The sequence below is a fragment of the Pseudomonas sp. microsymbiont 2 genome, from assembly GCF_054788395.1.
The window spans coordinates 5,110,864-5,123,781 of sequence record NZ_CM139112.1; the positions used below are offsets into that span (position 1 = coordinate 5,110,864).

13 protein-coding genes are annotated in these 12,918 nt (G+C 67.1%); 3 read left to right on the top strand and 10 right to left on the bottom strand.

From position 1 onward, the window contains the following. Positions 1-42: 42 nt before the first annotated feature. Complete coding sequence (locus tag ACYUME_RS23055; protein ID WP_460417057.1) at positions 43-825, top strand: response regulator; 783 nt, start codon at positions 43-45, stop codon at positions 823-825. 172 nt (positions 826-997) lie between these two features. On the opposite strand, the gene ACYUME_RS23060 is transcribed toward ACYUME_RS23055, so the two are convergent. The 8 genes from ACYUME_RS23060 to cpaB are packed head-to-tail and all read right to left on the bottom strand — an operon-like array spanning position 998 to position 8,476. After that, complete coding sequence (locus ACYUME_RS23060) at positions 998-1,258, bottom strand: DUF3613 domain-containing protein (RefSeq protein WP_460417059.1); 261 nt, start codon at positions 1,256-1,258, stop codon at positions 998-1,000. Between the two features lie 13 nt (positions 1,259-1,271). Beyond that, entirely contained in the window at positions 1,272-1,973 is a 702-nt protein-coding gene (locus ACYUME_RS23065; protein ID WP_460417061.1) for a tetratricopeptide repeat protein, read from the bottom strand. Between the two features lie 38 nt (positions 1,974-2,011). Continuing rightward, a complete protein-coding gene (locus ACYUME_RS23070; protein WP_460417062.1) occupies positions 2,012-2,899 on the bottom strand; it encodes a type II secretion system F family protein in 888 nt (295 codons plus the stop codon). Between the two features lie 2 nt (positions 2,900-2,901). Continuing rightward, positions 2,902-3,783 (bottom strand): type II secretion system F family protein, encoded by an 882-nt coding sequence (locus tag ACYUME_RS23075; protein WP_460417064.1) that lies wholly within the window; start codon positions 3,781-3,783, stop codon positions 2,902-2,904. Beyond that, complete coding sequence (locus tag ACYUME_RS23080; RefSeq protein ID WP_460417066.1) at positions 3,780-5,036, bottom strand: CpaF family protein; 1,257 nt, start codon at positions 5,034-5,036, stop codon at positions 3,780-3,782. Before ACYUME_RS23080 ends, ACYUME_RS23075 begins: the two co-directional genes overlap by 4 nt. Next, a complete protein-coding gene (locus ACYUME_RS23085; protein WP_279884569.1) occupies positions 5,033-6,223 on the bottom strand; it encodes a pilus assembly protein in 1,191 nt (396 codons plus the stop codon). The genes ACYUME_RS23080 and ACYUME_RS23085 overlap by 4 nt, the downstream gene beginning before the upstream one ends. Further along, the gene (locus tag ACYUME_RS23090; RefSeq protein WP_460417068.1) at positions 6,220-7,509 is read right to left on the bottom strand and encodes a type II and III secretion system protein family protein; all 1,290 of its coding nucleotides are present in this window, start codon (positions 7,507-7,509) and stop codon (positions 6,220-6,222) included. The genes ACYUME_RS23085 and ACYUME_RS23090 overlap by 4 nt, the downstream gene beginning before the upstream one ends. A 19-nt stretch (positions 7,510-7,528) precedes the next feature. After that, positions 7,529-8,476: a Flp pilus assembly protein CpaB gene (gene cpaB / locus ACYUME_RS23095; protein WP_279884573.1), complete on the bottom strand. Its 948-nt coding sequence runs from the start codon at positions 8,474-8,476 to the stop codon at positions 7,529-7,531. Positions 8,477-8,764: 288 nt separating this feature from the next. Between cpaB and ACYUME_RS23100 the strand changes: the two genes are divergently transcribed. Together ACYUME_RS23100 and ACYUME_RS23105 are read left to right on the top strand one after the other, a co-directional pair. Next, positions 8,765-8,947 carry a Flp family type IVb pilin gene (locus ACYUME_RS23100; RefSeq protein ID WP_279884575.1) on the top strand — a complete coding sequence of 61 codons (183 nt, stop codon included), beginning with the start codon at positions 8,765-8,767 and terminating at the stop codon, positions 8,945-8,947. 47 nt (positions 8,948-8,994) lie between these two features. Beyond that, the gene (locus tag ACYUME_RS23105) at positions 8,995-9,402 is read left to right on the top strand and encodes a response regulator (RefSeq protein WP_279884577.1); all 408 of its coding nucleotides are present in this window, start codon (positions 8,995-8,997) and stop codon (positions 9,400-9,402) included. Between the two features lie 47 nt (positions 9,403-9,449). On the opposite strand, the gene ACYUME_RS23110 is transcribed toward ACYUME_RS23105, so the two are convergent. Both ACYUME_RS23110 and ACYUME_RS23115 read right to left on the bottom strand, forming a co-directional pair. Continuing rightward, on the bottom strand, positions 9,450-11,120 hold the full coding sequence (locus ACYUME_RS23110) for a ShlB/FhaC/HecB family hemolysin secretion/activation protein (protein ID WP_460417070.1): 1,671 nt from the start codon (positions 11,118-11,120) through the stop codon (positions 9,450-9,452). A gap of 91 nt (positions 11,121-11,211) precedes the next feature. After that, positions 11,212-12,759 carry a collagen-like triple helix repeat-containing protein gene (locus ACYUME_RS23115; protein WP_460417072.1) on the bottom strand — a complete coding sequence of 516 codons (1,548 nt, stop codon included), beginning with the start codon at positions 12,757-12,759 and terminating at the stop codon, positions 11,212-11,214. Between the last annotated feature and the right edge of the window lie 159 nt (positions 12,760-12,918).

The window sequence follows — 12,918 nt, forward strand, 5'->3', positions numbered from 1 at the left end:
CCAGAGCGTCTGGCCCGGGAGCAGAGCCGATACAACAGGGAGTTGATCGTGAACAAGTCTGTCAGTGAGGTGAAAGTGCTGGTGGTCGACGACCAGCCAGTGATCGTCGAAGAACTGTGCGAATTCCTCGAAAGCGAGGGCTACCGTTGCGTGCCCGCCCACTCCACCGGGCAGGCCATCGACTGCTACAAGGCCGACGAAGCAATCGGCCTGGTGCTGTGCGACCTGCACATGCCCGAGCGCGATGGCATCGAACTGGTGCGCACGCTCAAGCAGATGGCCGGACCGCAGCGCATGTTCGAGGCGATCATGCTGACCGGTCGTGCCGACAAACAAGACGTGATCCGCGCCCTGCGCGAGGGCTTCGCCGACTACTACCAGAAGCCCATGGACCTGGGCGAGCTGCTCGAAGGCGTGCGTCGCCAGGAACAGGCGCTGCAGGAACGGCGCCGCAACTTTCGCGAGCTGGGCAGCCTCAACCAGCGCCTGCAGGAACTGGCCGAGTCCATAGACGACCTGTACCAGGACCTGGAAAAGGCCCGTGGCCAGGGGACTCATCGCCGCGCCACCGATGCCGAGGAAGGCGAGCCGGAGCTGCCAGCCGCGTTCGAAAAGCTGTCACCTCGGCAGTTGGAGGTCGCCAAGCTGGTGAGCAAGGGCAAGACCAACTACCAGATCGCCTGCGAGCTGGGCATCACCGAGAACACCGTGAAGCTGTATGAGTCCCAGGTGCTACGCCTGACCCACATGCACAACCGCACGCAACTGGCGCTGGCATTGACCCCACGCTCTTCGCCGGTGCATCAGCGCTTCACCACCCATTGAAATGCCCGATCGCCGTGGGAGCAACTTCAGCCGCGAATACCGGCGTAGTCGGTGCCACGCACCGTGCGGCCTGCTTCGCGGGTGAACCCGCTCCCACAGGATCGTGCATGGTTTGCGACAAGCTCGGTCGTTGTGGGCGGTTTTAGCCACGCGCGAACACCGCGCTGGCGTCTCAGTTGTTCGATGAGTTGATCTTCGTCCAGCGATAGAAATCCGGAATCGCGTACTTGTAGCTGTCCAGCCAGCGCTGCATGGCCTGGTCACGCTCCTTGTCGGTCTGCACCTGGCGCACGCGGGAGGCCTCGCGATTGCTTGCCTGCACCTGCAGCAGGGCTTCGGTGGCCGTCTCCGGACGCGGCTTGCGTGGCGGTTCCTCGGCCTGGGCCAGCAACGGTGCAATCACGCAGGCCAGGACCATCCAGTGCTTGAACATGATCACCTCCCGATCAGTTGATGGCCGCGGCCGAGCTTTCGGTCGCCGCCAGCGGCCCCCGTCCACTGGCCCTGATGCGCTGTGCCCGGGCCTGGGCCTCGGCGAACTGCTCCGGCTTCAGACGCAGGCGATTCACCAGATCCTCGGCCTGGGTCCAGTTGTCCTGCACCAGCGACAAGGTCACCAGGTTGACCGCCGGCAACGGGTTGTCGTCCTTGAGCTCGATGGCGGTCAGGAACTCGAAGCGCGCCTGCTCGAGATGCCCCAGGTTCATCTGCACCACCCCCAGGTCGTTACGCACCTTTTCGTCGGTGGGCGCCAGGCGCACCGCCCGTTGCAAGTTGCGCAGCGCCTGCGCGTCGTCGCCACGGGCCGAGGCCAGTTGCCCCAGGCCGTGCTCACCCTCGGCGGCCAGACAGCCGCCGAGCAGGCTGCGATAGAGTGGCTCGGCCTCGCCGCGCCCGAGCTGGCGCAACACCTTGGCCTTGCGCAGGCGTACCTGGTCGAGGGTCTCGGGTAACTGCTCCAGGTGGGCCAGCCCGGCATGCGGACGGCCTTCGCTGATCATCTGGTCGGCCATGTCCAGGCTCAGTTGCTGGTCGGCATCGGGCTTGCCGCAGCTGCTGCCGCCGAGCAGGCGGGCCAGGCCCTCAGGAGGCTGGCCGGCACAGCCGGTGAGCAGCAACAGACCGCTTAGCAACAGGATCGCTTTCATTGTATTTCTCCCCCTCCTGCAGTACCTGCGCTCCATGTTCATGACCCCAGGGCCCGCGCCAACGCGGAAAAGCCAGGCCCGGCCAGCACGATGAGCAAGGCCGGGAACAGGAACACCATCATCACCGCTGACATCTTCGCCGACATCTTCGACACCCGCTCCTGCAGGCCGGTCAGACGTCGGTCATCGAGCAGTTCCTTGAGCGCCAGCAGCGACTTCATCGAACCACTGCCCTGCGCCAGCAGCTGCTGAAGGATCACGCAGGTGTCGATGAACTCGTCCACCGCCAGCAGCCGCGCGGTTTTCTCCAGCTCCGGCCCCAGGGCAAGGCCCGAATCGACACGCTGCAGCACCAGGCGCAGTTCGTCACTGATGTTCGGCACCAGGCTGCGGCCCTCATGGGCCAGCACGCGCAAGGCCTGCTCCACCGCCAGCCCGGTTTCGAAGAGGATGCGCAGCAACGGAATCAGCAGGCTCACTTCCTGGGCGATCTTGCGCTGGCGCCGTGCCGCCGCCGCCGCCAGCAGACGCTTGGGCAGCAGATAGCCCGCGCCCAGCGCGCACAGCACCAGCACGCTCCAGTGCCCACGGTTTTCGGCCGGCAGGCCATGGGTCAGCAGCAACGCCGCCAGCACTGACAATACCGGCAAGCCCAGCTGCATCGCGGCGAACAGCGCCCGTTGCCGGCTGCGTCGCCAGCCCAATCTGTCGAGCAGCGCCTGTGTTTCACCGTCCAGGCGTTGCAGGCGCCGGCCCAGGGCACTGCTGCCCAACCATTGCAGCCAATCGCCCAGCCGCTCGTCCCGGGCCAGGCGCCCCTGCAGGCGCCGCGCCACCCGCTGCCGAGCACGCAACTGGCGCGCGGCCTGCAGGGCCAGCAAGGCAAAGGCGGCGAACAGGCAAAAAGCACTGAGCAACAGGGCCATGCTCACAGACTCCTCATCATGCGCCACAGCACCAGGCACCCGACGACCTGCAGGGCGAAGGCGAACAGCAGCAGCATCTGCCCATGGCTGTCGCGCCACATGGCCAGCAGGTAACCCGGGTTGGCGAGCAGGAAGTAACCGACCATGGCCAACGGCAGCGCGCCGAGGATCAGCGCCGTGATGCGCGTTTCGCCCGTCATGGCGCGCAACTGGCGGTCGCCCTGCTCGTGCTCGCGAATGAGCTTGATCAGGTTCTCCAGCAACTCGCTGGCGTTGCCACCATGACGCTGGTTGATGCGCAGGCCCAGGGCGAACATGCGCAGCTCGTCCTGGCGATACAGCTCGGCGAACTCGCTGACCGCGTCCTCCAGCGGCACGCCCAACTGCACGTTGCGGCGCACCCGCAGCATGGCCGAACGCAGCGGTTCACGGGTGCTGTCGATACCACCGAGCACCGCCTCGTTGAGCGTGCGCCCGGCCTTGAGGCTGCGCACGCCGTAGTCGAGCAGGCCAGGCAATTGCTGGATGATCTGGCGCAGCCGGCGCCGGCTGCGCCAGCTCAGGTAGAAGTGCCCGAGCAGGGGCAGCCCCAGAGACGCCATCAGCGCCGCCACCCAGCCCCCCAGCAGCCCGGCCGCCAGCGTCAGTGCCAGCCAGGCCGCGAGCCAGGGCCTGGGGGCAAACTCGGCATGGGCCAGGCCCGCGCGCTGCAACAGCGGGTCAAGCCAATCGCGCCGGGCACTGCCCATACGCAACATATGAAAGGCACGCCCCAGACGCTGCAAGACGCGCTCCTCGCCACGCTTGTACAGGCCCAGGCGCCACAGCAACAGCGCCATGCCCAGGCACAACGGCGATAGCGCCAGCAGCAGCGGTCCCATCACAGCACCCCCTCGTGACGCAGCTTGCTGCCCGCAGGGTTCGGCGCCTCGCGCAGGAAGGCATCGCCATTGCGTCGATCGAGGCGGAACAAGGTGTTGGTGACATACACGTCGTCGCGTACCCCGACCACCTCCAGCACTTCGCTGACGCAACGCCGGCCATCGGCCAGGCGGGTCAGTTGGATCACCACGTCCAGCGCCGCGCAGATCATCTGCCGCAGGGTCTTCTCGGCGACCTGGCGCCCGGTCAGGCCGACCAGGGTCTCCAGGCGCAGCAGGGCGTCCTGGGCGGTGTTGGCGTGCACCGTGCTCATCGAACCGTCGTGGCCGGTGTTCATCGCGGTCATCACGTCGAGCACCTCGGCGCCGCGGATCTCGCCGAGGATGATGCGATCCGGGCGCATGCGCAGGGCGTTGCGGATCAGCTCGCTGGCCTTGATCTCGCCATGGCCCTCGGCGTTCGGCGGACGGGTCTCCAGGCGCACCACATGCGGGTGGTGCAGTTGCAGCTCGGCGACATCCTCGATGGTCACCAGGCGCTCCTGGGGGGCGATCATCTGGCTGAGGATATTCAGCAGCGTGGTCTTGCCGGTACCGGTGCCGCCGCTGACGAGGATATTGCAGCGCCGGCCCACGGCCCGTTCGAGAAAGTCGTAGATGGCCTGGTCGATGGCGCGGGTGGCCAGCAGGTCGGCGCTCTTGAGCATGTCCTGGCGGAACTTGCGAATCGACAGGCACGGCCCGTCCAGGGCCACGGGCGGGATGATCGCATTGACCCGGCTGCCGTCGGGTATGCGCGCATCGACCATCGGCGACGACTCGTCCAGGCGCCGCCCCAGGGGCGCGAGGATGCGCTGCATCACCCGCTCGACGTGGTGGGCATCGATGAAACGCAGGTCGGTCTGCTGCAGCAGACCGCCACGCTCGACGAACACCCGGTACGGACCATTGACCAGGATCTCGGTGACGCTGGGGTCGCGCAGCAGCACCTCCAGCGGCCCATAGCCGGTCAGTTCGTCGACGATCTCCTCGCCCAGGCGCTCCATCTCGTAGCGCGACAGCGCCAGGCGCAGGCGCGCGACATAGTCGCCGACCTGCTCCAGGACGAACTGCGCCAGCGCCGGGCGCGCGCCTTCGAGCAGGTTGCGACCACTGTCCTCGATGGCGTCGATGACATGCCGGTGCAGGGCGCGCTTGAGCACCTGCGGATCGTTCGCCGCATGGCGCGGCCCGCCAAAGGGTTCTTCGTTGCTCATCGATTGCCCCACAGCCGGCGCAGCCAGGCATGGGCCGGCGGCGCGAGGTTTTCCGAGCGACGCGCCAGGCGCTCGCCGAGGCCGCGCAGGGCCTGGGTCAGGCTCTCGCGCGGGGCCAGCTCGAACAGGCTCAGGCCCTGGTTCTTGGCGTTCAGGCGCAACTCCGGGCTGTACGGCATGACGTTGAGCAGCGCCAGCCCATAGCGCTTGGCCAGGGCATCGGCATCCGGCGCCACATGACGCAGGTAGCGGTCCACCAAAAGGCTGGCGTGTTCGAGCTTGATGCCGCGGTCGCGCCATTGCTCGAGCACGTCCAGATTGCGGCGGCAGTCGAGGATGTTCTGGTCGGTGTAGACGATCAGCTTGTCGCAGTGGCTGACGATGGTGCGCAACGCCTCGCTGTCGGCCTGCCCGGTGAGGTTCACGACGATGTGCTGGAAGTGCTGGCGCAAGGCGCCGAGCAGCATGTACAGCTCGGCGGCGCTGGTCTGCTCAAGGGCCTCGTCGTTGTCGGCGTAGGCGAGAATGCGCAAGCCACCCTTGTCACGGGTGAAGGCGCTGTCGATCAGGGTCGCGTCGAGGCGGCGCAGGTGGCGCAGGGCATCGCCGAAATGGAACGAGGCCTCCAGCCCCAGCAAGGTCAGGCTGTCGCCACGCGGCAGGCCGAGATCGAGCAACAGCGTCTGCTGGCCGCTGTCCTGCACCACCCGCGCCAGGTGGGTGGTGAGCAACGCGCCATCGGCGCCGCGCTGGACCCCGAAGAGCACGGTGAGGCCTCCCAGGCTGGGGCTGCCGGCGACCGTCGGCAAGCGCTTGCCCAGGCGCCGCACCAGGCCGGCCACCTCGCTGGCCCGCGAGCCATAGGCGACGAAGTCGCGGGCGCCGGCGCGCATGGCGTGCAGCACCAGCTGGTTGTCCATGCCATCGCCCAGGGCGACGATGGCCAGCATCGGCTTGGCCTCCAGCAAGCCCTCGATCAGCGCGCACTGGCTGATCAGCTGCTCACGGTCCAGGCCGATGAACACCAGGTTGCTGAAAGTCATGTCGACCAGCGCCAGCAACTCGTCGAGGCCCGCGCTGCCGGCGCCGATCACCTGTCCCAGCGGTGCCAGGGCGCCTTGCAGCCAGTGCAGGTCCTCTTCGTTGCGGGTCAGGGCCAGGTAGGTCTGGTTCAGGCTTTCACTCATTGGGATAACCCGCCACGGCCATCGAAGTTGCCGTTTTCCATGAAGAACAGGCGGCCCCAGCTAGGGTCGTAGGTACGCAGCCCCTCGCCCGGCAGCTCCGGCAGGCGCGCGTTGGCGGCCAGCGGCTGGACCAGGTGCGGAGTGACGATCATCAGCAGTTCGGTCTCCTCGCGATTGAGCGCCGACTGACGGAAGAACGCGCCGATGATCGGCAGGTTGCCCAGGCCCGGCATCTTGTCCACGCTCGAGCGCACATTGCTGCTGATCAGGCCGCTGATGATGAAGCTTTCGCCGTCGGCCAGGGAAATACTGGTGTCGGTGCGCCTCACGCTCAGGCCGGGCACCTGGGTACCGGCGATGGTCACCGCGTTGTTGTAGTCGAGCTCGCTGACTTCCGGGGCCACCTTCAACGTGATGCGGTTGCGGCTGACCACGGTAGGAGTCAGGGCCAGGCGCACACCGAACTCCTTGTACTCGATCGACACGTTGTCGCTGCCGCTGCTGGGTACCGGGATGGGAATCTCGCCGCCGGCCAGGAAGCTCGCGGTCAGGCCGCTCAGCACCGTGAGGCTGGGACGCGCCAGGGTGTAGGCGAAACCGCTGTTCTCCAGGGCATTGATCATCGCCAGGAAACGGCTGCTGCCACCACCCCAGACGATGTTGAAGACATCGTTGTCGAGCGGGATGCCAGGCTTCACATTGATGTAGTTGCCTGGGTTCGCGCTGTCGGCCACGCTGGGCACATGGCCTGGGCGCACCACCGTGTTGGGCACGGTGTTGGGCGAGCCGATCAGGGTGTTGTTCGAGCCCTTGAAGAACAGGCGCGCCCCGGCCTCCTTGTACTTGAGGCGGCGCACCTCGACGAAGCGAATGTCGGCCTGCACCTGCACCGGCAAGTCTTCCTGCGCCGACGGCAGCTGCGCCGTCTCGGCCATGTCGGCGCTGGCGCGGCCCTTGACGAAGAGCATGGCCCGGTGCGGCTGCGCGGCGCAGTCGGTCCACAGCATCAGGCTGGTGTTGCCCTGCGCCACCGCCGTCAGCAGCACCGCGCGCTCGCCACTGGGCTGCACATCGGCCACCTTGGGTTCGCCTACCGCCGCCCGGGTGATGGTCACCGGCAGGCGCAGTTCCTGCTGCAGGCCCTGGTCCATCTCGATCACCGACGGCAGCTGGGCGAACGCCGCGCAGCCCTTGGCCGCGGCCTGTGACGGCCAAGGCACGAGCAGCCCCAGCAGACACGAGGCCAGCAGCGCACCACGTAGAGAAGCATGCAAAGAACGACGCATGGATTGCATCCTTGCCGGGTCAGGGGGTCTTGTTGGTGTCGCTGTTCTGGGCGCCACGAATGATCTGCATGGCTGGCGCGCCTGCGGCGGCCGCCGCCGTCTGGCTGGCCAGCGGCACCTGCGACAGCTGGCTGAAGCGATAGAGGCTGCGGTTGGCCGAGTCCAGCTGCGCACTGGCGTCCTTGCCGGACCAGTAAGCCGCCAGCAATTGCTCGTCGGCACTGCGCACCGCGAGGCGCAAGGTCCCGGCCTGGGCCGCCAGCATCAACCGGCTGGCCAGGGTCTCGGGCACGGCCAGGCCGACGGTACGGGTGACATTGCTGTTGAGGGCCTGCTGATCGCGGCGTGCCTTCTGCTCCTCGGCGGTCTGCGCCGGACGACCATCGTTGCCAAGGCCGGTCTGCTGGTCGACGCTGAGCACGCGCAACGCCGGCAGCACCACCTGGGCCGAAGACTGCGGATTGTTGTTCTCCTCACGCAGGAACAGCAGCACATCGACGTAGTCACCTGGCCGCAGTTGCCCGCCCGCGCCGATCACATCGTCGACCGCCACCGCCACGGCCCGCTCGTGGCGGCGGATCATGCGAGCCAGCGGCCCACCGGCCTGGAAGCTCGACTCGTCCAGCCAGCTTCCCGCCGCCAGGGGCCGCGCACTGCTGCGCCCAAGCACCTGGTCGAGCTGCTGGAACGCCCCGGCAGGCACGACCTGCAGGCGCTCCACGAGCACATCGTCTTCACTCAACGGGGTATTGGCAGGTACCGCCCGGCGCAGCACCACGATGGGGAAACGCGCGGGTTCCGGGGGCGCCACCGGCACGGGCGCGGTGGGCACCACGGCCTCGGCGGGGGCAGTTGGAGGCGGCGCTGGCAACTCCGCCGGGCGGCTCAGGCGCAGGCCCCAGTAACCGGCCAACAACGCCGCCAGCAGAAACAGAGCGGCAAGGATCATGGTCAAGCGACTGCTCATTTGCGCCCTCCCCGTGCCTTGGACCGATGATGGCAAAAAGTAACTATTTCGCTATTGGACGGTAGTTGAGACGGGTTCTTTCGCCATTAACTGCGCTGGTTTTTTTGAGCCATGAAATTGACGCTTCGTTAAAACAAAAGCTTACAGGTGCTAATCAAAATCAACACTTTAGGATTAATACCTTCTTACATTTGCAGGCCGCCATGGCTTGACGATGCTCTGATGGCAAAGGGGTATCACTTATCAAGCCCCGTCTACCGGCGCCCTACGAGCGCAAGGAGAAGTGCCATGTCGCTGCAACAGATCATTTTCCACGTGAAAACCTTCTTCCTGCGCAAGGATGGCGCCTCCGGCATCGAGTACGCGGTGATCGCGGCCATGGTGGCGGTGGTGCTGGCCGGCTTCGTCACGCCGATCTCGACTGAGGTGACCGACATCATGAACAAGATCAAGACCGCGATTACCCAGTGATCCCTCCATGCCTGCATGACGTGTAGTCCCACAACCAGGAGCCGACCATGCCGACCTCTTCCTTGCGTCAACAGATTCTGCTGGTGGACGACGAGGAAGAGGCCCTGCTGGAACTGGCGGAGTTGCTGGAGAACGAAGGGTTCTGTTGCCATACCGCCACTTCGGTGCGGGCGGCCCTGCAGTTGTTGACCCGCTACCCCGACGTCGCCCTGGTGATCACCGACCTGCGCATGCCCGAGGAGAGCGGGCTGGGTCTGGTCCGACGTCTGCGCGAGCACACCGCGCGCCAGCACCTGCCGGTGATCGTCATGTCCGGGCACGCCGACATGGACGATGTCAGCGACCTGCTGCGCTTGCAGGTGCTCGATCTGTTCCGCAAGCCGATCTACCACGCCCGCCTGCTCGAGACGCTGGAGAACCTGTTTCCCAAGCCGTTGATGCAGGCAGTGAAATAGCGACGCAATAACCTCAAGCCTTGCGCCCCCCCTGTAGGAGCGTCTCCCTACAACTGATAACTGAAACTCAGGTTCAGCCGCGGCCTGCGGTTGAAGCTGTCCAGGGCGATGTCCGACATCGGCTTGGCGACCTCGACCGCGATGTTGTAGTAGCGCATATCGCCAAACCGCAGTCCCAGCGCCGCCGATGACATCTTGCTGTCCCTCACGTCCAGCTCGTTGAACCACGCCCGCGCCGTGTCGAGCGCCAGGTAAGGCTGCACGACCTTGAGCCAGCCGTCGTCGCGCCGGAAGCTGTAGTTGAGCTCGTACGCCAGCCCCCAGCCCTTGTCCCCCGAACCCTGGTCGCTGGGATAGCCGCGCCCGAAATTCTGCCCGCCGAACACCGCACGCTCGCTGTCGGGTAGGCTGTCGTTACTCCAGTAGGCCGCCGCCGAGGCCACGCCCTGCCAGTTGTCGGTGAAGTTGTCGCTCTGCACGCCCGAAACCCGCAGGCGCAGAAAGTCCAGGTCGTAGTCGGCATTGGTGTTCGCCCCCAGGCGGTCGAGGCCCTGGTAGACACCCGCGCTGAGGATGCGCAGGCGCCGCGCCTCGGCCTTGCGCCAGTCCCCCTCGAAGGACAGCGCGCGAATGTCGGTACGGCTGTCCAGTCGCAGTGGATAGCCGACCACCTGGTAGTCGATGCGATCGTTGACCACGTAGAAACGCCCGACCACCTCCAGCCATTCGCTGGGCGAGGCGATCAGCGACTGGCTGATGCCCACCGAGTAGCGTTCGTTCTCACGGTGCTGGGTCAGGTCGATACCGTTGTCCAGGCGGATGCGCGCCTTGGGGTCGCTGCGGTAGCGCGAGGCTGACAACAGCAACTGCGAGCCCTCGGCGTCGAGGAACTGGCTGTAGTCGAGGCGGTAGTAGTGCTCCTCGTCCTCGCCGGGCGGCACCAGCACGCTGGCGCTCAGTTGCTCGGCGAAACGGGTCTGGGCATTGCTGCTGGCGCCCAGCAATGCCTGCAGATCATCGCGGCTGCCATCGTTCAGGCTCAGGGTCGTGGTGAAGGGCTTGCGCGAGACTTGGGCAATCAGCCGCGTCGCGCCATCGGTGGTGCCCGGCGGCGGCACCTGGGCCTGGAAGGTCACCCCGGGGATGCGCCCGGCCAGGCTGGTGTAGCGCTCGAAGCGCTCGCGGGTCAGCGGGCGCTCGGCCTTGAGCCGGTCCATCAGGCGCTCCAGGTAGGCCCGCGCCGAACCGATATCGCCCTCGATCCGATAGTCGTGGATATAGCCCTCCACCAGCACCACCCGCACCCGGCCATCGGCGAAGTCCTGAGGCGGCAGGTAGGCGTACGAGAGCAGGTAGCCGTCTTGCTGGTAGCGCTGGGTGAGGCGGCGGGTGACCTCGATCAGCTCGGCCAGCGTCACCTCGCGCCCGATCACCGGCTGGAAGTGCTCGCGCAAGTCAGCCAGGGGGTAGACGGTACCGCCCTCGAAGCGCACCTTGCGCACCGCCACCCGGGTGCTCATCAGCAACGGTGGTTGGCGCGTGGCGTCCACGGTGGGCATCCGCAGGCCCGGCGGACCTGGGCGATAGGCGTCCACTGGCAGGTTCGGCGTGGGCAGACGGCGCTCGGTCTCGTTGCTGTTGAGGAAACTCGGCAGGGGCTCGGCCCGAACCAGGCAGGCGCCGGACAGCGCCAGCAGCGTCACCAGCAATCGGCGCATTTGGACACTCCATGATCCACGGGTGGCTGGGTGACCGACCGGCGCACGGCGCGCCAGTCGGTCTCGCTCACCTTGAGCGTAGCCCGTCGCCTCAGCGCTGCCCGCCTGCCAGGGCACCCGTCACGCCACTCAGCGCGCCGCCGAGGCCGGCGCCCTGCGCGCCATTGGCGTTGACCAGGGAGCCGGCCTGGCTGACCGTCCCGCCGACCGCGCTGACCGTGGCGCCGAGCTGGCTGGCCACCGGGTTGGCCGTGGCGCCGGTCAGTTGCGCGCCGGCCGTGGCCACCGCGCCACCGACCTGGTTCAACAGCCCGGCCACCGGCGCCCCCGCGCCCGTACTGGCGCCGACCTGCTGGGTCACGCTGGACACACCGGCGACCACCGGGTTGAGCCCGCTGCCCACCTGCTGGGTCAGCGCCGCGACAGGCGTGCCTGCCGCCGTGTTGGTCACCCCGTTGCCGCCAAGCACCGGACCCAGGCTGGCAACAGTGTTGCCCGCCTGCACCGCGCTGGCGCCGATACCACTCACGGTCGGGCTGCCGCTGCTCGAGGCCAGGCCGCCGCCAACACCGGCGACCACGCCGCCCGCGGTTTCCAGCAAGCCGCTGCGTGGCCCACCGGTGACAGGCGCCAGCCCGCTGGCGGTGCTCGCGGCGGAGCCGGCATTGGCGACCGTCTGCCCGAGCGTGGACCCCAATGGATTGCCCGTGCCGGCCAGTTGCTGACCGGCCTGGTTCAAGGCACTGCCGGTCTGGTTCAGCGTCTGGTTGAGCGGGCTGGCGAGCCCGGTCTGCCGAGAGACGTTGGCCGTGGTGTTTTCCACCAGCGAGACCACCGGCACCAACGCATCGCTCGCGCCTTGGGTCGCCCCGGCCAGCGGGCCGCTGGTGCCGATCGGCGAGAGCGTGTTGCCGAGCATGGTCACGGCCTGGCCGACCCGATCGACGCCCTGCCCGGCCCCGGCGACCAGCTGGTTGACCACCGGCACCTGTTCGACCGGGCCATTGCTGGCCAGCCCGGTCACGCCCTGGCCCAGGCCGGAGACACCAGTGCCCAGGTCGGCGGTGGCCGCGCCGACCACGCCGACGGTGGTGCCCAGCGCATTGTTGCCGGTGCCAAGCTGCCCCAGCCCATCGCTCAGGCCGCTGCCGACAGTGTTCACCGCGTCGCCGGTGGAGGACACCAGCGCGCCCACGCCGCCGGTGAGCGATGTATCGCCGGCGATGGGCAGCGAGCCGATCGCCTGGCCGAGATTGCTCACCCCGCCACCGACGCCGGATACCGTGTTACCCAACTGATCGACCACTTGGCCAGTGACCAGGGTGCTGGGCGTCGTGCCGCCACCCGTGCCGCCATCGCCGCCACCGGGCGTGGTGCCGCCGCCTGTACCTCCACCGCCAGTGCCGCCACCGGTACCCGCACTGCCATCGCCCGGCGTGGAGCCACCGCCCGTACCGCCAGTGCCACCTGTGCCTCCGGTTCCGTCCGAGCCTCCGGCACCCGCGCCGGCACTACCACCGGCCGAGGAGCCGTCGACCTCGCTGTGATGTCCGCCACCGCCACTGCTGCAACCGGCAAGGCCCAGGGACATGATCATCGTCAGCGCCGTTGCTGTCTTGACCCACGCTTGAGTGTTCATGGAAAGACTCCCGCTGCTGGTTATTGTGCTTGCAACCAGAAGTGAAAGCCGAGGGGGGCGAGACGGGTAGATTACAACTTGGTGTTAGTACCTGTGGGAGAGGGCTGTGACCGATGATAAGTCCATGATTTTATGATGATTTTGCTTAATCGATAACGT

Excerpts from the sequence above, each read along its gene's own strand:
- ACYUME_RS23060 (WP_460417059.1), bottom strand. The coding sequence starts at position 1,258 with ATGTTCAAGCACTGGATGGTCCTGGCCTGCGTGATTGCACCGTTGCTG.
- ACYUME_RS23065 (WP_460417061.1), bottom strand. The coding sequence starts at position 1,973 with ATGAAAGCGATCCTGTTGCTAAGCGGTCTGTTGCTGCTCACCGGCTGT.
- ACYUME_RS23070 (WP_460417062.1), bottom strand. The coding sequence starts at position 2,899 with ATGGCCCTGTTGCTCAGTGCTTTTTGCCTGTTCGCCGCCTTTGCCTTG.
- ACYUME_RS23080 (WP_460417066.1), bottom strand. The coding sequence starts at position 5,036 with ATGAGCAACGAAGAACCCTTTGGCGGGCCGCGCCATGCGGCGAACGAT.
- ACYUME_RS23085 (WP_279884569.1), bottom strand. The coding sequence starts at position 6,223 with ATGAGTGAAAGCCTGAACCAGACCTACCTGGCCCTGACCCGCAACGAA.
- ACYUME_RS23090 (WP_460417068.1), bottom strand. The coding sequence starts at position 7,509 with ATGCGTCGTTCTTTGCATGCTTCTCTACGTGGTGCGCTGCTGGCCTCG.
- cpaB (WP_279884573.1), bottom strand. The coding sequence starts at position 8,476 with ATGAGCAGTCGCTTGACCATGATCCTTGCCGCTCTGTTTCTGCTGGCG.
- ACYUME_RS23100 (WP_279884575.1), top strand. The coding sequence starts at position 8,765 with ATGTCGCTGCAACAGATCATTTTCCACGTGAAAACCTTCTTCCTGCGC.
- ACYUME_RS23105 (WP_279884577.1), top strand. The coding sequence starts at position 8,995 with ATGCCGACCTCTTCCTTGCGTCAACAGATTCTGCTGGTGGACGACGAG.
- ACYUME_RS23110 (WP_460417070.1), bottom strand. The coding sequence starts at position 11,120 with ATGCGCCGATTGCTGGTGACGCTGCTGGCGCTGTCCGGCGCCTGCCTG.
- ACYUME_RS23115 (WP_460417072.1), bottom strand. The coding sequence starts at position 12,759 with ATGAACACTCAAGCGTGGGTCAAGACAGCAACGGCGCTGACGATGATC.